19 protein-coding genes are annotated in these 23,801 nt (G+C 68.2%); 12 read left to right on the top strand and 7 right to left on the bottom strand.

The features are described 5' to 3' along the window. Nucleotides 1–258: 258 nt before the first annotated feature. Nucleotides 259–2,295 carry a methyl-accepting chemotaxis protein gene (locus ACYQPG_RS07700; protein ID WP_461230669.1) on the bottom strand — a complete coding sequence of 679 codons (2,037 nt, stop codon included), beginning with the start codon at nt 2,293–2,295 and terminating at the stop codon, nt 259–261. Between ACYQPG_RS07700 and ACYQPG_RS07695 the strand changes: the two genes are divergently transcribed. Then, a complete protein-coding gene (locus ACYQPG_RS07695) occupies nt 2,270–2,524 on the top strand; it encodes a hypothetical protein (protein WP_419830038.1) in 255 nt (84 codons plus the stop codon). The genes ACYQPG_RS07700 and ACYQPG_RS07695 overlap by 26 nt on opposite strands. Nucleotides 2,525–2,728: 204 nt before the next feature. Here ACYQPG_RS07695 and ACYQPG_RS07690 read toward each other — a convergent pair whose 3' ends face one another. Continuing rightward, the gene (locus ACYQPG_RS07690; RefSeq protein ID WP_461230668.1) at nt 2,729–3,844 is read right to left on the bottom strand and encodes a PA0069 family radical SAM protein; all 1,116 of its coding nucleotides are present in this window, start codon (nt 3,842–3,844) and stop codon (nt 2,729–2,731) included. A gap of 128 nt (nt 3,845–3,972) precedes the next feature. Between ACYQPG_RS07690 and ACYQPG_RS07685 the strand changes: the two genes are divergently transcribed. Beyond that, nucleotides 3,973–4,503 carry a hypothetical protein gene (locus tag ACYQPG_RS07685; protein ID WP_147906344.1) on the top strand — a complete coding sequence of 177 codons (531 nt, stop codon included), beginning with the start codon at nt 3,973–3,975 and terminating at the stop codon, nt 4,501–4,503. Between the two features lie 139 nt (nt 4,504–4,642). After that, a complete protein-coding gene (locus ACYQPG_RS07680) occupies nt 4,643–6,097 on the top strand; it encodes an amino acid permease (protein ID WP_147939030.1) in 1,455 nt (484 codons plus the stop codon). Here ACYQPG_RS07680 and moaB read toward each other — a convergent pair. Next, nucleotides 6,087–6,644: a molybdenum cofactor biosynthesis protein B gene (moaB, locus tag ACYQPG_RS07675; RefSeq protein WP_147939031.1), complete on the bottom strand. Its 558-nt coding sequence runs from the start codon at nt 6,642–6,644 to the stop codon at nt 6,087–6,089. The genes ACYQPG_RS07680 and moaB overlap by 11 nt on opposite strands. Nucleotides 6,645–7,487: 843 nt before the next feature. Between moaB and ACYQPG_RS07670 the strand changes: the two genes are divergently transcribed. The 7 genes from ACYQPG_RS07670 (at nt 7,488) to ACYQPG_RS07640 (ending at nt 12,426) form a co-directional block, all read left to right on the top strand. Further along, complete coding sequence (locus ACYQPG_RS07670; RefSeq protein ID WP_419829109.1) at nt 7,488–8,426, top strand: aspartate/glutamate racemase family protein; 939 nt, start codon at nt 7,488–7,490, stop codon at nt 8,424–8,426. A 158-nt stretch (nt 8,427–8,584) separates the two neighbouring features. Beyond that, nucleotides 8,585–9,232: a maleylacetoacetate isomerase gene (gene maiA, locus ACYQPG_RS07665; protein ID WP_147939032.1), complete on the top strand. Its 648-nt coding sequence runs from the start codon at nt 8,585–8,587 to the stop codon at nt 9,230–9,232. Nucleotides 9,233–9,355: 123 nt separating this feature from the next. Beyond that, nucleotides 9,356–10,687: an NAD(P)/FAD-dependent oxidoreductase gene (locus ACYQPG_RS07660; RefSeq protein WP_147939062.1), complete on the top strand. Its 1,332-nt coding sequence runs from the start codon at nt 9,356–9,358 to the stop codon at nt 10,685–10,687. A 145-nt stretch (nt 10,688–10,832) separates the two neighbouring features. Beyond that, complete coding sequence (locus tag ACYQPG_RS07655) at nt 10,833–11,123, top strand: type II toxin-antitoxin system RelE/ParE family toxin (protein WP_147939033.1); 291 nt, start codon at nt 10,833–10,835, stop codon at nt 11,121–11,123. 2 nt (nt 11,124–11,125) lie between these two features. Further along, nucleotides 11,126–11,407: an addiction module antidote protein gene (locus ACYQPG_RS07650; RefSeq protein ID WP_147906338.1), complete on the top strand. Its 282-nt coding sequence runs from the start codon at nt 11,126–11,128 to the stop codon at nt 11,405–11,407. Nucleotides 11,408–11,812: 405 nt separating this feature from the next. After that, entirely contained in the window at nt 11,813–12,124 is a 312-nt protein-coding gene (locus ACYQPG_RS07645; protein ID WP_419829108.1) for an EthD family reductase, read from the top strand. Further along, nucleotides 12,121–12,426, top strand: coding sequence for a hypothetical protein (locus ACYQPG_RS07640; protein WP_147939034.1), 306 nt, complete (start codon nt 12,121–12,123; stop codon nt 12,424–12,426). The genes ACYQPG_RS07645 and ACYQPG_RS07640 overlap by 4 nt, the downstream gene beginning before the upstream one ends. 7 nt (nt 12,427–12,433) lie before the next feature. On the opposite strand, the gene ACYQPG_RS07635 is transcribed toward ACYQPG_RS07640, so the two are convergent. From ACYQPG_RS07635 to ACYQPG_RS07620, 4 genes are all read right to left on the bottom strand, one after another. Continuing rightward, entirely contained in the window at nt 12,434–15,757 is a 3,324-nt protein-coding gene (locus ACYQPG_RS07635) for a PAS domain-containing protein (RefSeq protein ID WP_461230667.1), read from the bottom strand. Between the two features lie 125 nt (nt 15,758–15,882). Next, nucleotides 15,883–17,145, bottom strand: a complete 1,263-nt coding sequence (locus ACYQPG_RS07630) for an O-antigen ligase family protein (protein WP_461230666.1) — start codon at nt 17,143–17,145, stop codon at nt 15,883–15,885. Nucleotides 17,146–17,261: 116 nt separating this feature from the next. Next, nucleotides 17,262–17,741, bottom strand: a complete 480-nt coding sequence (locus ACYQPG_RS07625) for a hypothetical protein (RefSeq protein WP_461230665.1) — start codon at nt 17,739–17,741, stop codon at nt 17,262–17,264. 181 nt (nt 17,742–17,922) lie between these two features. Beyond that, nucleotides 17,923–18,924 (bottom strand): CobW family GTP-binding protein, encoded by a 1,002-nt coding sequence (locus ACYQPG_RS07620; RefSeq protein ID WP_461230664.1) that lies wholly within the window; start codon nt 18,922–18,924, stop codon nt 17,923–17,925. Between the two features lie 296 nt (nt 18,925–19,220). Between ACYQPG_RS07620 and ACYQPG_RS07615 the strand changes: the two genes are divergently transcribed. Together ACYQPG_RS07615 and ACYQPG_RS07610 are read left to right on the top strand one after the other, a co-directional pair. Further along, entirely contained in the window at nt 19,221–20,534 is a 1,314-nt protein-coding gene (locus ACYQPG_RS07615) for an efflux RND transporter periplasmic adaptor subunit (protein ID WP_147906331.1), read from the top strand. A 15-nt stretch (nt 20,535–20,549) separates the two neighbouring features. Further along, on the top strand, nt 20,550–23,699 hold the full coding sequence (locus ACYQPG_RS07610) for an efflux RND transporter permease subunit (protein WP_461230663.1): 3,150 nt from the start codon (nt 20,550–20,552) through the stop codon (nt 23,697–23,699). Nucleotides 23,700–23,801 lie beyond the last annotated feature (102 nt).

Raw genomic sequence — 23,801 nt, 5'->3', positions numbered from 1 at the left:
GATCTTTTTGCTTATTTATCTTGAGTCTTGCGTCGGTCAACGATTATTTTACGATGAAGAATTCTGCAGGACGGCGGCTATTTATCTTCTTGCCGAAGTAAATCAGCGAACCGACAAACGAACCATTGACTCGACCGCAGCGGATCAATGTCCGCTTTACGTCGCCGCGCTGAACACGCCGGTCGGATCAGGTCTCGCAACCTGTGTCCAAGCCCGAGACAAAGACTTCGGCGTGTCGCGACGGCGGCCCGTCAGCAGTCAGGCGGCTCGGACATCGGCCAGGAAGCGAGCCACCTCGGCCGCGAGTTGCTCAGACTGGCGCGACAACCCGGTGGCGGAGGCCAGGACCTGCTCGGCCGCGGCGCCGGTCTGCTCGGCGGCCTGCGCCACCCCGGCGATGTTGCCCGTGACCTCCTGCGTGCCCGCGGTCGCCTGGGTGACGTTGCGGACGATCTCCCGGGTCGCCGCGCCCTGCTGCTCCACCGCCGCCGCGATCGTCGTCGCGACCGTGTCGATCTCCCGGATCCGACCGGTGATCGTCTCGATCGCCCTGACCGCCTCGCCGGTGACGCCCTGGATCCGGCCGATCTGGCTGGCGATCTCCTCGGTCGCCTTGGCGGTCTGGCCGGCGAGTTCCTTCACCTCGGCCGCCACGACGGCGAAGCCGCGTCCGGTTGCACCGGCACGGGCCGCCTCGATCGTGGCGTTGAGCGCCAGCAGATTGGTCTGCGCGGCAATCGAGGCGATCAGCTGGACGACGTCGCCGACCCGGGCGGCGGCGGCGCTCAGCTCGGACACGAGGGTGGCGGTCTGGTCCGATTCGCCGACCGCCCGCTGGGCCAGGACGGTCGAGCCCTGCACATGGCGGCCGATCTCCGCGACGCTGCTGCCGAGTTGCTCGGCGGCACTCGCCACGGTGCTGACGTTGGAGGCCGATTGCTCCGCCGCCGCCGCCACCGCGCCGGACTGGCTCGCGGTCTCCTGCGCGCTCGCAGTCATCTGGGAGGCCGTGGCTTGCAGTTCGGTCGCGGCGGACGAGACCTGGGTGACGATGCCGGAGACAGCCGCCTCGAAGGTCTCGGCCATGCGGGACATGTCCGCGCGGCGCTGGTCTTCGGCGGCGCGGCGAGCCTCGTCCGCCTCGCCCTCGAGCTGGCGGGCCCGGATGAGGTTGTCCTTGAACACCTGCACGGCGGCGGCCATGGCGCCGATCTCGTCTTGGTGCTTCCGAGCCGGGACCATGACGGATGCATCGCCCGCGGCCAGCGCCCGCATGTCATCGGTCATCCTGCGGATCGGCAGCAGCACGCGTCGGACCACGACCAGCGTGCCGACGCCGGTCAGCAGGAGAGCGGCGAGCAGGAACAGCGCGGTCCGCAGCAGGGCGGCGCGCGCCTCGTCGGTCAACGCCGGGGCTCGGTCCACCAGCGCGTCGAGGGCCGTGCCCGCCAGGTCGGCGATCGTGTTGACCTCGGCGGTGTGGCGGATGCGCAGCGCGTCGATGGAAAGGCCGGTCGGCCGGCCCTGCGTGAGTGCCTCCGTGGCGGCCTTGCGGTGCGCCTCGGCCTCACCCTCGAAATTGTCGGCCTTGGCCTTGCGGAAGGCGGCCCGGACCGCGTCCGAGGGTTCGTCGGCCGCGACCGCGACGACGTCGGCCCAGGCGGCGGCCAACCGCCCGCGCTCCTCGGCCGCGGCGACGATGTCGGCCTGGGTCCACGGGGTGCCGGCGGCGATGGCGGCTTCGATCCGGACGACCACGCCGCCGATCAGGGCCCGCGAGGCCCAGGCCGCGCGCTTGAGGTCGAGGTAATGCGCGAGGGTGGCGTCGCCGCGGGGGATGGCAGTGTCGACCGCGTCGTTGGTGGCCAGGAACGCGTCGAGCAGCGCCTGGGAGGCCTCCGCGATGGCGGGCAGCGTGCCGGGGGGTCGCTGCCCCGCCGGGACCGCTAGGGCGGCATCGACCTGCGGGCGGAGCTTGAGCGTGGCCTCGTAGGCTCGCTGCAGCGGCGCGACCTTCGCCACCAGCGAGGGCGCATCCACCGCCCGGGCGAGCGTCGCGAGCCGCTCGAGACCGCCCGCGATGGTGGTGCGCTGTGTGGCGATCAGCGCCACGTCCTTCGCGGGAATGGGGTCGGCGGCCTTCAGGGCCTGGAGCGTGCGGCCCCGCTCCATGCGGATGGCCAGGAGATCCTTGAGAAGCGTCCGGCTCGCCTCGGTCAAAGCCACCACACGGTGGCTCCGATCCGCCTGCACCTGGGCTTCGCGAAGGGTGGACACCTCCGAGGCGATCAGCATGGCGCTCAATGAGAACAAGGTCGCGCACAGGATCTTGCCGATCGTGAGGGTTGTGAGTTCGAACCCGGCAAATGTTAAGGGTTGCCCACGAGACATCGGCGTCGATTCCATCACGGTGTTGATGCGGCGCCGGGCGAATTTCGATCTCGATCTGGAACAAATCCAGAGATCTTACGGCGTAATAGCCTCTCTGGATCCAGAACATGACGTTTTCATCTCGGTTTCATGACACACGTCATCAGCCCGCGTGCCTGGTTCAGGATCATTGTTCGTCACGACTTTCAAATACATCTCGACCGACGCCCGACGATGACGCGGCTGTCGGCCGAGTCCGGCTCTCCGAAGCCTGAAGCCAGCGGCAGGCCGAAGTCATAAACGAAGGCCCCGTTTCGAGCCGCCCGCATCGGTACGGCGATCGCGGAGCCTCCGAGCTTCAGAACAGGGCAAGTTGCGCCCCGGGCTTGCGGAACGCCGCCGTGTTCAGCGCCATGCGCCCGAACGCGAAGCCGAACCGCCCGCCCGCGAGACGGACCCGCCGGCCGATCATCTCGGCATAGGCCCCCTCCCCGCGGAATCTGTGGCCGAAGCGGGGATCGTTCTCGCGGCCCCCCCGGGCCTGCGCCAGCAGCGCGAAGGCCCGGGCCCGGCGCTCGGGGTAATGCTCGGAGAACCAGTCGGAGACGAGGTCGGCGACCTCACCGGGCAGGCGCAGCAGGGCATGGCCGATGCGGCTGGCGCCATGATCGCGGGCTCTGGCGAGGATCGCCTCGATCTCGTGGTCGGTCAGGCCCGGGATGATCGGCGAGACGTTGACCATGACGGGCACGCCGGCCTCGGACAGGCGCCGCATCGCGGCCAGCCGCTTCTCCGGCCGCGGCGCTCTGGGGTCGAGCAGGCGGGCAAGGCGCGGCTCCAGCGTCGGCAGCGACACCGCCACGAGCACGAGGTTGTCCGACGCCATCTCGGCCAGGATATCGAGGTCGCGCAGAACGAGGTCGGACTTCGTGGTGATTCCGACAGGGTGGCGCGCGGCCTGCAGCACCTCCAGCACCGCCCGGGTGATCCGGTGCTCCCGCTCCACCGGCTGGTAGGGATCGGTGGCGGTCCCCAGCGCGATCGTCTCCGGCTGATAGCCGGGCGCGGCGATCTCGCGCGCGAGCAGCTTGGCGGCATCGGGCTTGACGAAGATCCGGGATTCGAAATCGAGGCCGGGCGAAAGGCCGAGCCAGGCATGGGTCGGGCGCGCGTAACAGTAGATGCAGCCGTGCTCACAGCCGCGATACGGGTTCACCGAGCGATCGAACGGGATGTCCGGCGAGGTATTGCGGGCGATGATCCGCGCGGCCCGCTCCAGGGTCACCTGCGTGCGCAGGGTGGCGGGTTCACCGGGCTCCCAATCGGGGTCCTGGAAGACCTCGCGCATCGCCGTCTCGTACCGGCCTGTCGGGTTCGCCGTGGCACCGCGGCCGCGTCGGGCCTCCGGGGGCAGCGTGCTCGATCCCAGTCGCACCGGTGCGACGGGTGTCGAGCCGTTCGGAATCGTAGACATGCGTGCCGCCCCGTGTTTCACGTGGAACATAGCGCGAACAACGCGACGCCGACGCCTTAATTTCAGGCAAACGCCCCGGCGCCCGGGCGAGACGCCGCCGCCCGGTTTACCGCCGCGCAGAATCGTCTATGGGCGCGCAGATGCTCTCCGCGGTGACCTACCTGGCCGACCCGGCCGATCCGGACGCGATCGATCGCCTCGCCGACACGCTCAGCGTGTTGGTGTCGGGCGTGGCCGGCGGTCTGGTCGGCGACGCCGTGATCGTGACCGGCCGGGAGAGCGACGCGGCGGAAGCCATCGCGGACGCGACCGGGGCAGCCCTGGTGCTCCACCGGGGCAGGGATCCCTATGGGGCCGGGGCCGCGCAGGCGCGACGGGATTGGGTGCTGTGCCTGGAAGCCGGGGACGTTCCGGCCGAAGGCTGGATCCGCACCCTCGACCGCTTCATCGGCACCGCCCGGCCGGAGACCGGCCTCGGCCGCCTCCACCGCCCCGCCTCGGGTTGGACGGGCCGGGTCGTCGGCCGGCTCGACGCGCTCATGGGCGCCCGGCAGGCCCGGGCCGGCGACGTGGTGCGGCGCGAGGCGCTGCGGGCCGGCGCGGCATTCGCCCCCCGCCTCAAGGTCCGGCCGCTCATCGCTCGCATCGATAGGCCCTGATCGACAGAATGTCGCAGCTCGACTTATCGATATTGGCGGAAAGTTTTGGAAAACTCCTGGCGCGACAGCAGAAAACTTGCTGAATAAGTGTTTGCCGGCGCATCCGGATCCACTTCGCGCCGCCGGGAGGGATGCGAAGATGGACTCCTCGGGCCTGATGGGGCGGAAGTCCGTCGACGACATCCTGGAGAGCGGCGAGGGCGAGCAGCAGCTCTCGAAATCGCTCGGGGCGCTGTCGATCACCGCGATGGGCATCGGCGCGATCATCGGCGCCGGCATCTTCGTGCTCACCGGCACGGCGGCGGCCCAATATGCCGGGCCGGGCATCATGCTGTCCTTCGTGCTCGGCGGCATCGCCTGCGCGTTCGTCGGCCTGTGCTACTCCGAGATGGCCGCGCTGATCCCGGTGGCGGGATCGAGCTACACCTACACCTACGCCACGCTCGGCGAGTTCTTCGCCTGGCTGATCGGCTGGGACCTGATCCTCGAATACGCCATGGGCGCGGCCACGGTGGCGGTGGGCTGGTCGGGCTACGTCACGAGCCTCCTGAAGGACGTCGGCCTCGTGATCCCGGCCCGGTTCGCGCACGCGCCTGGCACGGCGATCGACGGCGGCGGCACCGCCCTGTTCAACCTGCCGGCGGTGGTGATCGTGGCGCTGATCACGATCCTGCTGATGCGCGGCACCAAGGAATCGGCGCGGTTCAACAACATCATGGTGGCCGTGAAGCTCACCGTGGTGGTGGCCTTCATCGCGCTCGGCTGGGGCCATGTCGACACCGCCCACTGGAGCCCGCTGATCCCGCCCAACGCGGGTACCTTCGGGGAGTACGGCTACAGCGGCATCCTGCGCGGCGCGGGCGTGGTGTTCTTCGCCTTCATCGGCTTCGACGCGGTGTCCACGGCCGCCCAGGAGGCGCGCAAGCCGCAGAAGGACATGCCGATCGGCATCCTCGGCTCGCTGATCGTCTGCACGATCCTGTACGTGCTGGTGGCCGCGGTCCTCACCGGGCTGGTGCCCTACAAGGAGCTGAACGTCCCCGACCCGATCGCCAAGGGCGTCGACGTGATCGGCATCGGCTGGTTCGCCCTGCTGATCAAGCTCGGGGCGCTCACCGGCCTGACCACGGTGATCCTGGTGCTGCTCTACGGCCAGAGCCGGATCTTCTTTACGATGGCCAATGACGGGTTGCTACCGAAGCTGTTCGCCCACGTCCACCCGACCTACCAGACCCCGTATCGCAGCCAGGCGCTGATCGGAGCCGTGGTCGCCCTCGTGGCGGCGCTGGTGCCGATCAACATCCTCGGCGAGATGGTCAGCATCGGGACGCTGGCCGCCTTCATCCTGGTCTGCGGATCGGTGATCTACCTGCGGCGGACCGACCGGCACATGAAGCGGCCGTTCCGGGCCCCCGCCGTGCCGGTGGTGCCGATCCTCGGCATCCTGTTCTGTCTGCTGCTGATGGCCGGGCTGCCCCTGGACACCTGGCTGCGCCTGGTGATCTGGATGGGGATCGGGCTCGTGGTCTACTTCTTCTACGGCCGCAGGCACTCGGTCCTGCGCCGCAAGGAAGGCACCGCGGTCACGCCGTGATGCTGGCGCCCCGCCGCAGGTGCTCGTCGAGCCGCGGCATGATCTCGACGAAGTTGCAGGGGCGGTGCCGGTAATCGAGCTGCTGCGCCAGGATGCCGTCCCAGGCGTCGCGGCAGGCCCCGGGCGAGCCCGGCAGCACGAACAGGTAGGTCGCCTGCGCGACTCCGGCGGTGGCCCGGGATTGCAGGGTCGAGGTGCCGATCTTGTCGTACGAGATCCGGTGGAACACCGCGGAAAAACCGTCCATCCGCTTCTCGAACAGCGGCTCCAGGGCCTCCGGGGTCACGTCGCGCCCGGTGAAACCGGTGCCGCCGGTGGTGATCACCACGTCGACCGCCGGCTCGCGCAGCCAAGCCTCCACCTGCGCGCGGATCGCCGGGATCTCGTCCGGTACGATGGCCCGGGCGGCGAGCCGGTGCCCGGCCTCCGTGAGGCGCTGGCTCAGCGTGTCGCCCGAGCGATCGTCGGCGATCCGGCGGGTATCCGAGACGGTGAGCACCGCGATCCCCAACGGGATGAAGCGGCGTGAGTCGGACTGATCGGCCATCGTGAGGGCTCTCCGGGATGGGCATCCGATATGGGCTGCCGGCCCGGAATTGTCGCCCCCCTCGGGCTGCCGCTCCAGCCGAGCCCGCCTGGAGCGGAAACCACGCCCGGCATGGCAGGCCCGCTCGCGCCGCTCGACCCGGCTGTTTCGTCGCGTGCGCCTCGACAGGCGCCCCCGCGGCAAACGGATCGCGCGCACCCCAGCACCTCAACCAAGGATCGCCAGGTCACGGGATGATCTGATTAGAACGAAACTATTCTAGCCAAGTGAGGGGCACAGCTTCAATCACAGAATCTTGAGAGGCACCGGGATCGCAGATTTCGATGACGAACGTCTTAGACTGATGCGCCGGAATAGACTCAAAACTGTCTCGCCACCGCACCACCTATACAAGCGACATGCCACCTTCGATGCAACTTATCTTTGTATCATTATAAATAAATGAAATAAGGGCCACAAATCCTTTGACTTTTCTTCCATCAAGACCACTGTGGTCAAGCCGGAGCGTTAAAGTTCGTTACGGCTTGTCGCGGGCTGACACGATAGGCAGTCTTTCGCGCGCCGACACAGGAGCCGAGATCCCATCCCGGCTTCGCAACGACATTTCGAGAAGGAGTTTGCGCGCGAATCGAATCGAGGCTTCCGTTCCGCAATCCGATTCATCGAGCCTGTACGGACTGCGTCCAGGTGCGGACATCGATTCTCTTCGCGTCCAGGCGCTCTTTTGCAAATCATCGGCATCGCCCGAAACTCAGCACAGAACAGGCGATGCTCCGCACATGTTCCAGCGCATCCAGGCAGAAGATTTCCTGGATGGCGGACACATCGTCATGACGCGGAATCGTGGAGCGCAAGATGATTTCCGTCTCTCGAAAATTGGGTATCCTCGGTGGATTGAGCCGCCATTCGACGCTCAGACATCACAATCTCGTCAATCGTGAAGTTCTGGATCTGACTCGCAATCGCTCCGCCGCAAATCTTTTCACGTGGAGTCTCGATCCGGATACGATCGTTCATCTCCTCTCACAGGACGGCTGGCCCGCAATCGCGCATCAGGTCGAGGAGGCGGTCACCTATCTTCTTCTGGAGAGCGTCGATGGGTTGATGATCACCAGCGACACCCTTCACTGCGTTCTCGAACGGGAAGCGATTCATCTTGGCGTTCCTGTGCTGCACAGGCGGGACGCCTTGGTCGAGGAGATCCGGCGCATGTCCCTGAAGAAAGTCGGCTTCATCGGGACCTCGGTGACGATGAGCCAATCCTACTACGGGGCTCTGATCGACGGATCGCACAGCGTGGATGTGGTGCTCCCGAGCCAAAAACTGTGGGTCAACATCGACTATTCAGTCTGCAATCGGATCTACAACGGCGAGTGCACCGCGCTCGAACTCGAAACCTACAACCAGATCATCGCTGACTTCGAAGCGCAGAACGTCGATGGAATCGTCGTCGCCTCGCCGGAGATCGACCTGGCCTTCAACAAGCCGAACGCGGTGCCGGTCCTGCACACCGCCCGGATCCACGCCGCGGCGGCGGCTAGGTGGTGTGTCGCCGGACATGACATCGTGCGTCCGGCACTGCCACGACACGACGAGATGCGGCCCGCTCCGGTGGGATCGCGCGACGTGGCCGCCGACGACACGTCAAAAATTCCCGTCACGCTGCCCTATCGCGACAGCTTGCCTTATCCGCACAAGGTCAAGGGCAAAGGCAAAGGCAAGCGAAAGGCTGCCGCATCGCTGCTCGCATCGGTCGGTGGACAGCAGGATCCGCGTACGTAGCGGAAGCCCTGCCGCCGAGGGGGTCTAGCGCCGTGCGATCGGTGCTGTAACGACGCGGCGTCGACCCGTCCCGGTCGTCGCGACTTGCCGTTGGCAACGAATCGCGGTGTCTTCGCGTGTCTTGCGCGGCGAGGACACCGCGCTTCGGAACCCATCCCATGCACATGTACGGCAACTGGCGCTCCGCCGCCGCCTTCCGGGTCCGGATCGCCCTGAAGCTGAAGGGCCTCGCCTACGAGGAGACCTTCATCGACCTCGATGCCGGCGACCAGCACAAGCCCGAGTTCCGCAGGATCAACCCGCAAGGTGCGGTGCCGGCCCTGTTCGACGGCGACGGGCCGCCGCTGACCCAGTCCCTGGCGATCCTCGATTACCTGGAGGAGACGCGGGGCGGCGTTCGGCTGCTGCCGGACGAGCCGCGGGCGCGGGCCCGGGCACGCTCCCTCGCCCAGGTCGTGGCCTGCGACACCCACCCGCTTTACGTGCCCCGCGTCCGCACGTTCCTGATGGAGGAGTACGGGCTGCCCCGGGAGCGGATGCTGGCCTTCCTGCGCAACGCGTTCGAGACCGGCCTGACGACCCTCGAAACCCGGCTCTCCACCGAGCCTGGCACCGGCCGCTTCTGCCAGGGCGACGCGGTGAGCCATGCCGACCTGTGCCTCGTCAGCCTCTGGGTCGGGACCGGCATTTTCGGGATCGACACGGCCGCCTACCCGACGGTCGCCCGGATCGCCGAGGCCTGCCTCGCCCTGCCGGCGGTCGTCGAGGCGCATCCCCTGCGCCAGCCCGGCGCCCCCGCCGCCTGACCGGCGACGCCCGCGCGTGCTCTGGTCACGCGTGCGCTCGGCCGGCAGATGTGGCAAGCGGACCTCCGAGGCGTTTAATCCGGCCGGGGCGTCAATCCCGACCCGTGGGGAGAAAGGGTGTCGATGGTACCCGACGAGAACGAGTCCGGCCTGCATCGCGTCGTCGTGGTCGGCGGCGGGGCCGCCGGGCTCCAGTTGGTGACGAAGCTCGGCGACAAGCTGGGACGCGGCAAGCGTGCGCACGTCACCCTGGTCGACCGCGCCCGCACGCATATCTGGAAGCCACTGCTCCACGAGGTCGCGGCCGGCAGCCTCGATATCGGCCACCATGCGGTCGATTACCTGCACCACGCCCACAAGCACGGGTTCCGATACCGGATCGGCAGCATGACCGGGCTCGACCGGGAGGCGCGCACGATCCGGCTCGCCGCGAGCCACGATCCCGAGGGCCGCGAGGTCACGCCGGAGCGGTCGGTGCCCTACGACACGCTGGTGATGGCGGTGGGCTCGACCACCAACGATTTCGGGACGCCGGGCGTCGCCGAGCACGCCATCGCGCTGGACACCCAGGACCAGGCGGTGCGCTTCCACCAGCGCCTGGTCAACGCGTCCCTGCGGGCCCACACCCAGGCCGGCCCCGTCCGGCCCGGCCAGCTCCATGTCACGGTGATCGGGGCCGGGGCCACCGGCACCGAACTCGCCGCCGAGTTGCACCGGACCTTCCGCCACGTGGTCGCCACCGGCCTCGACCGGATCGACCCAGGCAAGGACATCCGGATCACCCTGGTCGAAGCGGCCGAACGGATCCTGCCGGCGGTGCCGCAGCGCCTTTCGGTGGAGGTGATGCAGCTCCTCCACAAGATCGGGGTGGACGTTCGCGTGAAGGCGCGGGTGACCGAGGTGCGCGCGGACGGCGTACAGCTCGCCGACGGCACCTTCATCCCGTCGGAGCTGGTGGTCTGGGCGGCCGGCGTGAAGGCGCCACCGTTCCTGCAGGGCATCGGCGGGCTCGAGACCACCCGGACCAACCAGCTGGTGGTCGCCCCGACCCTGCAGACCACCCGCGACCCTGACATCTTCGCGATGGGCGACTGCGCCTACCTGGTCGAGGCCGGTTCGGACACGCCGGTGCCGCCCCGGGCGCAGGCGGCCCATCAGCAGGCCAGCCACCTGATCGGCCAGATCCAGGCCAAGATCGACGGCAAGCCCCTGAAGCCGTTCAAGTACAAGGATTTCGGCTCGCTGGTCTCTCTCGGCGAATACTCGACGGTGGGCAGCCTGATGGGCTTCGTCCGGGGCAAGAACATGCTGATCGCCGGGCTGTTCGCCCGGATGATGTACCGCTCGCTCTACAAGATGCACGAGCGTGCCCTGCACGGCAGCGTCAAGACGGCGCTCGACGCCCTGGCCCGGGCGCTCACCCGCCGTACCGAATCACGGGTAAAGCTGCATTGATGTCCCACAGGCACCCCGGCGACACGGGGGCCGCAACAGGAAGGACGAACGGTCGCTGGAATCGCGTGGATCTCGAACGCGTCCTAGGAGGCGGAATGTGAATTATAGTTGACATTTTGCCGCTTTCTGGGTTACGAGACCTAACATGTTCCAAGTGCGCCGCACCGGCGAATTCATCGCTTGGCTGAACGCTTTGCGGGATGTCCAGGCGCGGGCGCGGATCACCAAGCGGATCGACCGTATCGCTCAGGGCAACCTCGGCGATGCCAAGTCCGTTGGCGATGGCGTCAGCGAATTGCGGTTCTCTTTCGGGCCGGGATACCGAGTTTATTACACTCTGCGCGGTGATGTCGTCGTGATCCTGCTGTGCGGTGGCGACAAGGGCTCGCAGACGCAGGACATCGAACGGGCCAAGACTATGGCGCGGGAGGTTTGACAATGGCGATAGAGACCAAGCCCTGGGATGCGGCCGAAGTCCTGAGAACCCCGGCCGACATCGCAGCCTATCTCGATGCCTATCTCGAGGACGGGACTCCGGAGGAATTGCTGGGCGCGTTGAACACGATTGCCCGCTCGCACGGCATGTCTGCGCTGGCCCGCGAGACGGGTATCAGTCGCGAGGCGCTGTACAAAGCCTTCAGCGACAATGGCAATCCGACGCTGGACACCTTGCTGCGCGTCCTGAAAGCCTTGGGTGTGCGCCTCGCCGTGGCGGCGTGATCGATCCCTGAACAGTGTAAAAGGGGGCCAGCGATCCGGCCTGTCTTCACGCTCGACGCGTTCGCCCGGGCGCCTGTCGCGACCGGACTTACCGCGGGCCATGCAGCAGCGGGCGTGACGTTTGGGACAACCGCTTTGTACGAAGCCCTCGCCGGCATCATAGCACCGTGCTTATGATCCGGTCGCTCTCGGAGCAAAAGCCGTTCACGGGCAGATGAATTTCGCCCGGGTGCTCGAGGGGACCGCATTTTCTCAGCCGAACCGGCGCCAACGTCGTCGGAACATGCTCTAAGCCGTCAACACGGCATCATCGTTTTCCGACAGCCGGCATCGCCCGCTCGGAATGATGCGCCCGGATCCACCGGCACCCCGGCGACACGGGGGCCGCAACAGGAAGGACGCCCTATGATCCTCGTGAGCGTGATGTATCCGACCGGCCCGAACTTCGACATGGGCTACTATCTCGGGCACCACATGCCGCTGGTGCGTGAGCGCTGGTCGGCGCTGGGCCTCCACGAAGCGAAGGTGGTCAAGGGTGCCGGCACCCCCGACGGCGGCCCGGCCCCGTTCCAGGTGATGGCGCTGCTGACCTTCGAATCGGCCGACGCGTTCAAGAAGGCCGTGGCGGCCCACGGCGAGGAGATCTTCGCCGACATCCCGAACTTCACCGCGGCGCAGGCCCAGGTGCAGATCAACGACTTTGCGGAGAGCCCGTGATCGATATCGTCAAGGCGGTGCAGCAGGCCGATCCGAGCCTCGGCACCTACGTGGTCGTGCTGCGCGCCGACGCCCGCGCCCTCGATGGCCCGGATCGCCTCACCCCCGAGGCGCAGGCCTGGATCGACGCGAACGCCCCGGGCGGTCGCCTCGCCCGGGTGCGGGTCCTGCTCGCCCCCTATCCGGGGGCGGTGCCGGCCGAGCGCGACGTGAGCGTGGCCACCTTCGCGGATGCCCGGCAGCTCGCCGCCTTCGCGACCACCTGGACCGGCGATCCGCTTTCGGAGGTTGAGGAGCCCTAGAACCGGTTCACGCCGCCCGCAGCTGGCGGATCGCCCGGAGGGTCGTGGCCCGTTGCACCTCCAGGCGCCGGATCAGCGGCACGAGGTCGGCGCCTGCATGGGCGGCGGCCTCGACCTCCCGGCACAGGCTCGACAGCCCGACGAAACCGAGGAGCCCGGCCGCCGCCACCATGGCGTGGGCGTCGTGGGCGATCTGCAGGCGGTCGGTCTCGCTCGGGCGGAAGCGCTCGGACAGCTCGTTGGAGAGCAGATCCAGCAGCCCGCCCACCTGATCCGTACCGAAACTCGTCTCCATGTCGGCGAGCACCGCGGCGTCGAGCACCGCGGGATCGACCGCAACTTTGCGCCGCGGCGTCTCCTGCCGGGCCCGGCGGCGGGCTCCGGGGGCGGTCCAGCGGCTGATCGTGGCGAACAGGTCCGCCCGGCGAAACGGTTTGCCGACATGGTCGTCCATCCCGGCCTCGCGCAGCTCCGCGACCTGCTCCGGCAGGACGTTGGCGGTCATCGCCACGATCGGGACGTCGCAGGCCGGCGGCGCCAGGGCGCGGATCCGCCGCGTGGCGGTGAGTCCGTCGACGCCAGGCATCTGCACGTCCATCAGGACGAGGTCGTACGGGCGCCCCTCGGCCACCGACAGGCCGACGGCCGTGATCGCCTCGCCGCCATCCCCGGCGACCTCGACGGTGTAGCCTTGCGATTCGAGGACGGCGCAGGCGAGCTCCTGGTTGAGCGGTACATCCTCGACCAGGAGCAGGCGCAGCGACGGCCCATCCGGCGGCGGCCGGGATCCGCCGGCCGGACGCGGCGGCGACGGCGCCGTCCCAAGGCGAAGCGCGTCCACGGCCTCGCTGCTGCGCGGCAGGACCAGGCGGAACCAGAAGGTCGAACCCACCCCCTCCCGGCTGTCCATGCCGATCTCGCCGCCCATCAGGGTGACGAGATGCCGGGAGATCGCCAGACCGAGTCCGGTGCCGCCGAAGCGGCGGCTGATCGAGCCGTCGACCTGGCTGAACCGCTTGAACAAGCGCTCCTGCTGCGATGGTGCGATGCCGATGCCGGTATCGGTGACGGCGAACCGGACCACGTCGCCGGGGCCGCCCTCGGGCGCGATGCCCTCGCCCTCCCGGCGCACGGTCACGATCACCGAGCCCTCGGGGGTGAATTTCACGGCGTTGTTGAGCAGGTTGAGCAGCACCTGCCGCAGGCGGCCGGGATCGCCGACCACGACGCTCGGAAGCGCCGGGTCGATCTCGGCCTCGATCCGCAACCCGCTCCGGAGCGCGCTGCCGCGCACGATCGAGACCGTGCTGTCCACGAGCGCTGCCAGCGGGAAGCCGACCGGGTCGAGGGTCAGTTCGCCGGCCTCGATCTTCGAGAAGTCGAGGATGTCGTTGACCACGGTGAGGAGGGCTGCCCCGGAGCTGTGGATCAGCTCCAGCCGCCGCCGATCCTCGTCCCGGATCGCGCTCTCGTCGAGGAGCAGGTCGGCGTAGCCCAGGATGCCGTTGAGCGGCGTGCGGATCTCGTGGCTCATCGCGGCCAAAAACTCGCTCTTGGCCGCGCTCGCCCGCTCGGCATCGGCCCGCGCGGCCTCCGCGTCCCGCGTGGCTTCCCGCAGCGCGGCCTCGGCGGCCTTGCGCTCTGAGATGTCGAGGTGGAGCCCGACCATGCGCTGCGGCTGGCCCTCGGGACCGAACAGCGTGCGCCCGCGCGCGTAGATCCAGCGCTCGCCCGCCCGGAACTCGGCGACGTAGGCGGAGGACGATTCCACGGCGCGGCGAATCTCGTTCCAGACGTCGCCGACGTCCTCGGCGTGGACCAGGGCGGTCCAGTCGGCCGCGGCCATCGTGTGCGCTCGGCCGGTATCGGGCAGGCCGTGCATGCGCGCGCTCTCGGGGCTCAGGGTGGCGAACCCCGTGCGCATGTCCCAGTCCCAGGTACCGGCATCGGCCGCGTCGAGGGCGATCCCCAGGAGCCCGCGCGCCTCCTCGACGGCAAGCCGCGCCGTGACGATGTCGTCGACGTCGAGCGCGGTGCCGAGCCACTCCACGACCTTGCCGTCGTCGGGATCGAGGTAGATCGGGATCAGAGAGATCTTGTGCCACCGGTAGGCGCCGTCGTGCCGCCGGATCCGCCATTGGCCGCCGTAGCCGATCCCGGTCTCGATCGCCTGCTGCCAGGCCGCCTCCATGCCGGCGGCGTCCTCCGGGTGGTTGCGGGCGAGGCGATCCACGCGCTCCAGCCCGATCGGCCCGTAATAGGCGTGGAACTGTGCGTTGGCGTAGGTCGCCTGCCCGTCGCCGACCCGCATGGTCCAGATCAGCAGCGGCAGGGTCTCGGCGAGACCGCGGTAGCGCAGCTCGCTGCGGCGGACATCGTCCTCGGCGCGGCGCCGCTCGGTCACGTCGATGAGCACGCCGATCAGGCCGGTCACCGGTCGATCGCCCCGGCAGACGCCGCGCACGACCACGTCGCGGACATCGCCGTTGGGCCGAAGCAGCCGCGCCTCGAAGTCGAAGCTCGCGCCCCGGGCGATGGCATCCGCGACGATGCCCTCCAGCCGCTCGCGGTCGTCGGGGTGGTAGATCTGTGAGAAGGCGGAGAGCGGCGGCGCCGGCTTCCGCGGATCGCGGCCGGCGATGGCGTACAGGCTCTCCGACCAGACCGGCTGCCCGTCGGCGAGGTCCACCCGCCAGTTGCCCACGCTGGCGAGTTGCTCGGCCATGGTCAGCTGGTGGTTCGCCGCCGCCTGCGCCTCGGAGCGGGCGTTGATCTCGCGATGCTGCTCCCGGATCAGGGCCTCGCGGATCACCGCCTGCGCCATCTCCTGTCTGCGCCGGCCATCGGCCTCCGAGAGCCGCAGATGGGCGATCACGATCTCGGCGAGGTCGCGGAACGCCACTGCGTCGGCCTCGGAGAGCCGGTCCCGAGGCGCCGGGTCGATCAGGCAGAAGGTGCCGATCCTGACGCCCGGCGACAGGCTCAGGGGGATGCCCGCGTAGAACCGGAAGCCGCCCGGGGCGGCGACCCCGGGCAGATCGCGAAACCGGGGATCGGCCCGCGTGTCGGGCACGACCAGCATGGCGTCGCTGCGAATCGTGTGCTCGCACAGGCCCAGCTCCCGCGGCATCGATCCCGGCACGTCGATGCAGGGGGTCTTCAGCCAGAGCTGCGTGTCATCGATGAATCCCACGAACGCGCTGCGCACGCCGAACAGGCGGCAGGCGATCCGGCAGACGGCGTCGAAATGCGGCTCGGGTGGGGTGCCGACGATGCCGAGGGCGTCCAGGGCCGCGAGCCGCGCCGCCTCATCATCCGGATGTACTCTCACCGACCGTCTCCGGGGCCAAATCGCCGTCGGGCATTCCTCAGCGCCTGTTCGGGCCGAGCGGGAGCGTTGCCGCGACTGCGGACGCGTTTCAAGCTGGTCTGGGGTCGCGCACGATCACGTCGCCCTCACGGGCGGCCGGTTCCGCCGATCCAGGGGGTGCGCAGCCGGGCCGCCTCCAGCGCCCAGACCATCCCGAGCATCATGTAGACGTGGCGCCACTTCTCGATGTCGATCTGGAACGCCTGGAGAAAGAACATCAGCAGGGCCGGCCAGACGATCTGGGCATGCGCCCGGACGGGCGATGGCCGCACCAGCAGGCGGAAGCCCACGAAGCTGGTTGCCAGGACTAGACCGATGAACACCACCCCGCCGAGCCAGCCGCCGTTGGCGAACGAGCCGATATAGGAGTTGTGGGGCTCGAGACCGAAGACCAACCGCCAGTGCATCGGCCCCATCCCGAACGGGCGCTCCAGCAGCATCGCCAACCCACGGACCTGGTTGCCGAAACGGCCGGTCTCGCCCTGGTCGTAATCCTGGGTCAGGGCCGCCCGGGTCTCGAACATCTTGTGCACGTGCTCGACCGACAGGAGGCCGATCACGGCGATCGTGGCGAGCACCAATGTGGCGAGCGTCAGGAGCACGATGCGGCGGCGCAGCCGGACGGAGCCGCTGCCGGCGTAGACCGAGCCGACCATCAGCAGCACGGCGACGACGCTGCCGCCCCAGGAGCCGCGCGAGAACGACAGGAAGATGCCGGCCAAAATGATCAGCAGCCCGGCCAGCGCTACCAGTGGGCGCCGGGCGCTGCCGGTGAGCAGGCCGTGCATCAGGTACAGGGCGCCGAGCGTCAGGAACGAGCCGAACACGTTCGGGTCCTGAAAGGTGCCGGAGGCCCGGTCGTACTTGTAGAACAGGTCCTCGATGCCGAGCCATTGCAGGTAGCCGACGATGCCGAGCGCCGCGGAGAACACGCAGCTCACCGTGTAGGCCTTCAGCGCCAGCTCCATGCGGGCGTGCGTGTCCTCCGAGAAGAACATCGCGAAGAACACGCAGGTGATCACGAGGTAGATCAGCTGGATCGTCCAGGTGACCGGGAACTCCTCGTTCAGGTACGGGAACAGCGCCGTGACGATCGCCACCAGGTAGAGCAGCAGCAGCGCGAGCAGCGGCACCGCCCCACGGTGCAGGCGCACGCCGAGGCAGAGCCACAGCAGGATCGTGGGGATCGCCACCGCGTCGTAGGGCGAGGTTTCCGAGAACGCGAAGCAGGCGAAGAAGATGAAGGCGGCAAACAGCGCCATGGCCAGCCCCCGGATGACCCCGAGGAGCGGGATCCCGGCGGGCAATCCCGACGGGACCGGGATTGCGGGCGCTGCGGTCTGAGCCATGGATACGCGGACTCCGCGGGCCGGTTACGCGGGCCCGCACATCCGGTAGCCATGACATCCAATGGTTGAGAATCGGCTGCGCCTCCGGGCGGACCCGTTCCTCTCGGCGGGTGGCGTCAGCCCTTCAGCCGCTTGTTGCAGACCGAGTAGAAGCCGCCGCCCTTCTGGATCCATTTCGCGTCGCCCAGCGTCCCGGCGGCCTTGGCCGCGTTGTAGCTGTCGAGGCAGGTATGCATCCGCGCCTTCCCGGCGGATTCGCTCGCATATTTCGGATCGACGGCGGACGGATAGGCGGCCGTCCCGGCCGGGGCCGCCGTCGGTCTCGCGGCCGGGGCTTGCGGCGCGGGAGCCGGGGCCGCGGACTTCGTCGCACCGGGTGCCACGGGATTCGGGACCGTGTTGGCCGTCGTGTTCGACGCCTCGGCCCCGCATTCCGCCTTGCGGAAGTCGTTCCACTTCTGGCCGTTGAGCGTCCCGGCCTGCTTGGCGGCCTGATACTTGGTCGAGCAATCCTTGGCGGACAGGGCCGCCGCCGGCGTGACGAGCAATCCGGTGCTGCCAGCAAGTATGGCGGCGGTCAGAAGTAGACGTACCATGGCGAAATCCCCCCGCGTCGATATCGATCCGTATCGATACGCTATATCGAGGACATTCGCTCCGACAATCGGTCGCTATACAAGTGCTTGTGAGCGCTGCGCCGTCACCCCGCGGCCGCCGACGGCGCGGAACCGCGACACGCCGGCGAATGCCGCCCGGGACCAGCCGGGCGGCATTCGATCAGGCCCGGCAGGCTTCGAATTCCTGGCGGATCGCCACCGGATCGAGGTTGCGGCCGATGAACACCACCCGGGAGACCCGCTTCTCGTCCGGGCGCCAATCCCCCTGGACGTCGCCGTCGAGGATCATGTGCACGCCCTGGAAGACGAAGCGCTTCGGCTCGTTGGGGAAGGCCACGATGCCCTTGCAGCGCAGGATGTCCCGTCCCTGAACCTGGGTCAGGTTCGAGATCCAGGGCATGAACTTCTCCGGATCGACCTCGCCGTCGATCTTGGCCGAGACCGACTGGATCTCGGAATCGTGATGGTGATGGTGGCCCGACTCCAGGAATTCCGGCTCCACCTCGAGGATTCGGTCGAGGTCGAACGCGTTGCGCTCCAGCACGGCCTCCAGGGGCACGGCGCAGTTCTGCGTGCGGTGGAGCTTGGCCAGCGGGTTGATGCCGCGGATCTCGGCCTCGACCCGGTCCAGATCTTCCGGCGAGACGAGGTCGCTCTTGTTGAGCAGGATCACGTCCGCGAAAGCGATCTGGTTCTTCGCCTCCGGGGCGTCCTTGAGGCGGTCGGACAGCCACTTGGCGTCCGCCACCGTCACCACGGCGTCGAGGCGGGCGGCGTCGCCGACATCCTGGTCGACGAAGAAGGTCTGGGCGACCGGGGCTGGGTCGGCCAGCCCGGTGGTCTCGACGATGATTGCGTCGAACTTGCCCCGCCGCTTGACCAGGCCGTCCATGATCCGGATCAGGTCGCCGCGCACGGTGCAGCAGACGCAGCCGTTGTTCATCTCGAACACTTCCTCGTCCGCGCCGACGACGAGGTCGTTGTCGATACCGATCTCGCCGAACTCATTGACGATCACGGCGTAACGCTTGCCATGGTTTTCCGTAAGGATCCGGTTGAGCAGCGTGGTCTTGCCAGCGCCGAGATAGCCGGTGAGCACGGTGACCGGGATCTTGCCGGCGGTCGAACCGGATGGGGCGGAAGCAGAACTCATGTCGGTCATGGCGGATTCTTCGATCGGATCTGCGGGACGGATCGGGCTTCTGGCCCGGGAGCGTTGTCATATTGTAACAAATCCCGGCGAAGGAAGACGGAGCCACACGGTTTCGCGACCTGGCCCCCCGATCGATTGCGGATCAGCCAAGCTTTGCTCTAGGCACGTGGTGCCGTCCGGGACCTCAGCCCGGATGGCACGCCTCGACAAGCGACTCCGATCACCATGAAACGGCCGGGGTCTGGGCTGAAGCCTGTCCTCATCTGCCATCCCGGTCCCTCGCCCGGACCCAGAAGACCAACCTTATGGACGCCCGCAATCCTCTGGACCAGGATGAGGCCCGCGCCGCATCCGCGCGCCGGCGCCGCACGCCCTGGCCCCTGATCGTCCTCGTGCTGATCGCGGTCGCGGGCGGCCTGGCGCTGGCCGTCTCGGACCGCGCCCGCGAGGCCGTCTCGGGCGTCGTCGCCGGGCTGTTCGGATCGGGCAACCCGGATGCGGGGATCGAGGCCGAGAAGGCCGGGACGGTGGAGCGGGTGTTCCGGCCGAGCAAGGAACAGCGCGCCGCGTTCGAGATCCTGCCTGTGGCGACTCAGATGTTCCGCCCGGAGGGCTCCGCGGAGGGGCGCATCGCGCTCAACGACGATGACAACGTGCCGGTGGTCTCGCCCTACGCGGGTCGGGTGACTAAGGTGCTGGCCCGGGCTGGCGACGACGTGAAGGCCGGCGACGTGTTGCTGACGCTGGAGGCCACCGACATGGTCCAAGCGCAGAACGACTATCAGGCCGCCCTGAACAATCTCCAGAAGCAGCAGGCCCTGCTGAAGCTCGACCAGACCATCGCGGCCCGCCAGCAGGAACTGTTCCAGGCCCACGCGGTGGCGCTGAAGGACTACCAGTCGGCGCAGAACGACGTCATCGCCGCGCAGAGCGACCTGAAGACCGCGGAGGCGTCCCTCGACGCCGTGCGGAACCGGCTGCGGCTTTTGGGCAAGTCCGACGCCGAGATCGTCGCCTACGAGAAGAACGGCCGGCTCAGCCCCGAGACCCAGATCCGGGCGCCGATCGCCGGCACGATCGTCCAGCGCAAGGTCGGCACCGGGCAGTTCCTCTCCGCCTCCAGCGACCCGGTCTTCGTGATCGGCGACCTGTCCACGGTGTGGCTCGTCGCCAACGTGCGCGAGAGCGAGATCCCGAAGATCCGCATCGGCCAGGAGGTCGAGGCGAAGGTGGCGGGCTTCGGGGCGCGGGTGTTCAAGGCGCGGGTCAACTACATGGCCGCGAGCCTGGACCCGGCCACGCGGCGGCTCGCGGTCCGCAGCGAGGTCGACAATCCCGACCGGGTGCTGCGCCCGGAGATGTTCGCAACCTACACGATCATCACCGGCAAGGGTGAGCCGAGCCCGAGCGTGCCGGTCGCCGCGATCGTGTACGAGGGCGACCGTACCCATGTGTGGGTGGCCCGCCAGGACGGCGCCGTGGAGGCGCGCGACATCAAGCTCGGCGTGATCAACGGCGACAACGCGCAGGTCGTCGACGGCCTGCATGCGGGCGATCAGATCGTGACCCGGGGGGCCCTGTTCATCGACCGGGCGGCCTCCGGCGACAAGGCGTCCTGAGCGGGAACCCGGGCGATGAACAGCCTGATCGTCTTCTCGCTGCGCCAGCGCGTGCTGGTCGTGCTGCTGTTCGTGGTGATGCTCGGCATCGGCTACGGCGCCTATACGCAGCTCAACATCGAGGCCTATCCCGACCCGGTGCCGCCGCTGGTCGACGTGATCACCCAGAACCCGGGCCAATCCGCCGATGAGATCGAGCGCTACATCACCATTCCCCTGGAGGTGGCGCTCGCCGGCATCCCCAACGCCCAGGTGGTGCGGACGATCTCGCTGTTCGGCCTGTCCGACGTGAAGGTCCAGTTCAACTACGAGTACACGTACGAACAGGCGCTGCAGCGGGTGCTCAATCGCCTGTCGCAGGCCCCGCCCCTGCCCAACGGCGCCACGCCGCAGATCTCGCCGACGAGCCCGGTGGGCGAGATCATGCGCTACAAGCTGGTCGGCCCGGCGGGCTACTCGCCCATGGACATGAAGACCCTGCAGGACTGGGTGCTGCAGCGGCGGTTCAAGGCGATCCCGGGCGTCACCGACGTGACCGCGTTCGGCGGCAAGGCCAAGGAATACGAGGTCGCGGTCGACCTGAACCGCCTCCAGGCCCAGGGCCTGACCCTGGTCCAGCTGACCACGGCGCTGAACAACGCCTCGATCAACGTCGGCGGCCAGACGCTGAATGTCGGCCAGCAATCCGCGGTGGTGCGCGGCATCGGCCTGATCCGCGACATGGACGACATCCGGGACACGATGATCAGCCTCGTCAACGGCACGCCGGTGCTGGTGCGGGACGTGGCGGAGGTGCGCGTGTCGAACGCGCCGCGGCTCGGCATCGTCGGCCACGACGACCAGTCCGACGTGGTCGAGGGCATCGTGCTGATGAGCCGCGGCGGCCAGAGCCTGCCGACGCTGCAGCGGGTCGAGGCCGAGATCGACAAGATCAACACCTCGACGATCCTGCCGCCCGACGTGAAGATCGAGCGGATCTACGACCGGTCGGGCTTGATCCACACCACGACCCATACGGTGATGCACAACCTCGTCTTCGGGGTCGTGCTGGTGTTCATCGTGCAGTGGTTGTTCCTCGGGTCGCTCACCAGCGCGATCATCGTGGCGGCCACGATCCCGTTCGCCCTGGGCTTCGCGATCCTGATCCTGGTGGTGCGGGGCGATTCGGCCAACCTCCTGTCGCTCGGCGCGATCGATTTCGGCCTGATCGTCGACGCGACGGTGATCATGGTCGAGAACGTGTTCCGGCACCTCGCCGAGCCCGAGCATTCCGAGGGTCAGAAGGCGCCCGGGGAGCTCGAAGGCCGGCTCGGCATCATCGCGATCGCCGGTGTCGAGGTGAACCGGGCGATCTTCTTCTCGGCGATCATCATCATCGTCGGCTTCCTGCCGCTGTTCACGATGAGCGGGGTCGAGGGCCACATCTTCGGGCCGATGGCCAAGACCTACGCCTACGCGCTGGTCGGCGGCCTGCTGGCGACGTTCACGGTCTCGCCGGCCCTCTCGGCGCTCATCCTGCCGAAGAAGCTCGAGGAGCGCGACACCCTGATCGTGCGGGTCCTGCGGGCCGGGCACGAGCGCATCCTGGCCTTCGGCCTCAAGAACCGGGTGCTGGCGCTCTCGGTGATGCTGGTGGTGCTGCTGGCCTCGGGGCTGGCCGCCCGGAACCTCGGCCTGGAATTCCTGCCCCGCCTCGAAGAGGGCAACCTCTACGTGCGCGGCACCATGCCGTCCTCGATCTCGCTGGAGGCCGGCAACGACTACGTCCAGCGCCTGCGCAAGATCTTCCAGGAGGTCCCGGAGGTCGTCACGGTGATCTCGCACCAGGGCCGGCCCAACGACGGCACCGACGCCACCGGGTTCTTCAACGTCGAGATCCTGGCGCCGCTCAAGCCGATCGACCAATGGCGCAAGGGCCTCGAAAAGGACAGCCTGATCCACGACCTGAGCAAGAAGCTCGACGCCGAGTTTCCGGGGATCGAGTTCAACTTCTCGCAATATATTGAGGACAACGTCCAGGAGGCGGCCTCGGGCGTGAAAGGCGAGAACTCGGTCAAGATCTATGGCAGCGACCTCGCCCAGCTCACCAAGACCGCCAACGCGGTCAAGGCGGCACTGGCCACCGTGCCCGGCATCACCGACCTGGCGGTGTTCGAATCGCTCGGCCAGCCGACCGTGCGGATCGACGTCGACCGCCACAAGGCCGCCCGCTACGGCCTGTCGATCGGCGACGTGAACACCACGATCCAGGCGGCGATCGGCGGCCAGACCGCGGGCGACCTCTACGAGTACGGCTCCGACCGGCACTTCTCCATGCGGGTGCGGCTGGCCAAGGAATACCGCTCGTCGCTGGCCGGGATCCGCAACATCGCGGTGGGCGCCCAGAATCCCAACGGCGGTGTGATCCAGGTGCCGCTCTCCGAGATCGCCGATGTCGACCTCGTCTCGGGCGCCTCGTTCATCTACCGCGAGGACCAGGAGCGCTACATCCCGGTGAAGTTCTCGGTGCGCGGGCGCGACCTCGGCAGCGCGGTGATCGAGGCGCAGCGCAAGGTCGCCGAGGCGGTGGACCTGCCGCCGGGCTACCGGATGGAGTGGGTCGGGCAGTTCACCAACCTGAAGGACGCCGCGACCCGCCTCAGCCTGGTCGTGCCGGTCACCCTGGTGCTGATCGCGCTGCTGCTGTTCATCAACTTCTCGTCCGTGGCGGACATGCTGCTGACCCTGTCGGTGATCCCGATGGCGATGATCGGCGGCATCTTCGCGCTGTCACTGACCGGCACGCCGTTCTCGATCTCGGCGGCGATCGGCTTCATCGCGCTGTTCGGCATCTCGACCATGGAGGGCGTGATCCTCCTGGCCTACTACAACCAGCTGCTCGACGAGGGCTGGCAGCGCAAGGACGCGGTGTGGAACGCTGCGATCGTGCGGATGCGCCCGGTGATGATGACCTGCGTGGCCGCCTGCGTCGGCCTGCTGCCGGCGGCGATCTCCACGGGCATCGGCTCGCAGGTGCAGAAGCCCCTGGCCCTGGTGGTGGTCGGCGGCATCATCCTGGCGCCCAACCTGATCCTGGTGGTGGTGCCGGTGCTGATCTCGCTGTTCTCGCGGCGGCACCCGAATCCGAACGGGCGGGCCGTGACCGGGCACCGGGTGGCGGCATGAGCCGGGCGAGAGCGACGCGTGCCGGGCATCGTCACGTGGCCCGGGCGCCACAGCGCGGCTCCGGCGCACAGGATCGCGGCACCGTCGGATTGACTTGGTCGT

The organism is Methylobacterium sp. CM6246 (assembly GCF_054818005.1).
Note: the sequence above shows the minus strand (reverse complement) of the source record. Positions and strands in the feature narration are given on the sequence as shown.

Excerpts from the sequence above, each read along its gene's own strand:
- ACYQPG_RS07700 (WP_461230669.1), bottom strand. The coding sequence starts at position 2,295 with ATGCTGATCGCCTCGGAGGTGTCCACCCTTCGCGAAGCCCAGGTGCAG.
- ACYQPG_RS07690 (WP_461230668.1), bottom strand. The coding sequence starts at position 3,844 with ATGTCTACGATTCCGAACGGCTCGACACCCGTCGCACCGGTGCGACTG.
- ACYQPG_RS07685 (WP_147906344.1), top strand. The coding sequence starts at position 3,973 with ATGGGCGCGCAGATGCTCTCCGCGGTGACCTACCTGGCCGACCCGGCC.
- ACYQPG_RS07680 (WP_147939030.1), top strand. The coding sequence starts at position 4,643 with ATGGACTCCTCGGGCCTGATGGGGCGGAAGTCCGTCGACGACATCCTG.
- moaB (WP_147939031.1), bottom strand. The coding sequence starts at position 6,644 with ATGGCCGATCAGTCCGACTCACGCCGCTTCATCCCGTTGGGGATCGCG.
- maiA (WP_147939032.1), top strand. The coding sequence starts at position 8,585 with ATGCACATGTACGGCAACTGGCGCTCCGCCGCCGCCTTCCGGGTCCGG.
- ACYQPG_RS07660 (WP_147939062.1), top strand. The coding sequence starts at position 9,356 with ATGGTACCCGACGAGAACGAGTCCGGCCTGCATCGCGTCGTCGTGGTC.
- ACYQPG_RS07655 (WP_147939033.1), top strand. The coding sequence starts at position 10,833 with ATGTTCCAAGTGCGCCGCACCGGCGAATTCATCGCTTGGCTGAACGCT.
- ACYQPG_RS07650 (WP_147906338.1), top strand. The coding sequence starts at position 11,126 with ATGGCGATAGAGACCAAGCCCTGGGATGCGGCCGAAGTCCTGAGAACC.
- ACYQPG_RS07645 (WP_419829108.1), top strand. The coding sequence starts at position 11,813 with ATGATCCTCGTGAGCGTGATGTATCCGACCGGCCCGAACTTCGACATG.
- ACYQPG_RS07630 (WP_461230666.1), bottom strand. The coding sequence starts at position 17,145 with ATGGCTCAGACCGCAGCGCCCGCAATCCCGGTCCCGTCGGGATTGCCC.
- ACYQPG_RS07625 (WP_461230665.1), bottom strand. The coding sequence starts at position 17,741 with ATGGTACGTCTACTTCTGACCGCCGCCATACTTGCTGGCAGCACCGGA.
- ACYQPG_RS07620 (WP_461230664.1), bottom strand. The coding sequence starts at position 18,924 with ATGACCGACATGAGTTCTGCTTCCGCCCCATCCGGTTCGACCGCCGGC.
- ACYQPG_RS07615 (WP_147906331.1), top strand. The coding sequence starts at position 19,221 with ATGGACGCCCGCAATCCTCTGGACCAGGATGAGGCCCGCGCCGCATCC.
- ACYQPG_RS07610 (WP_461230663.1), top strand. The coding sequence starts at position 20,550 with ATGAACAGCCTGATCGTCTTCTCGCTGCGCCAGCGCGTGCTGGTCGTG.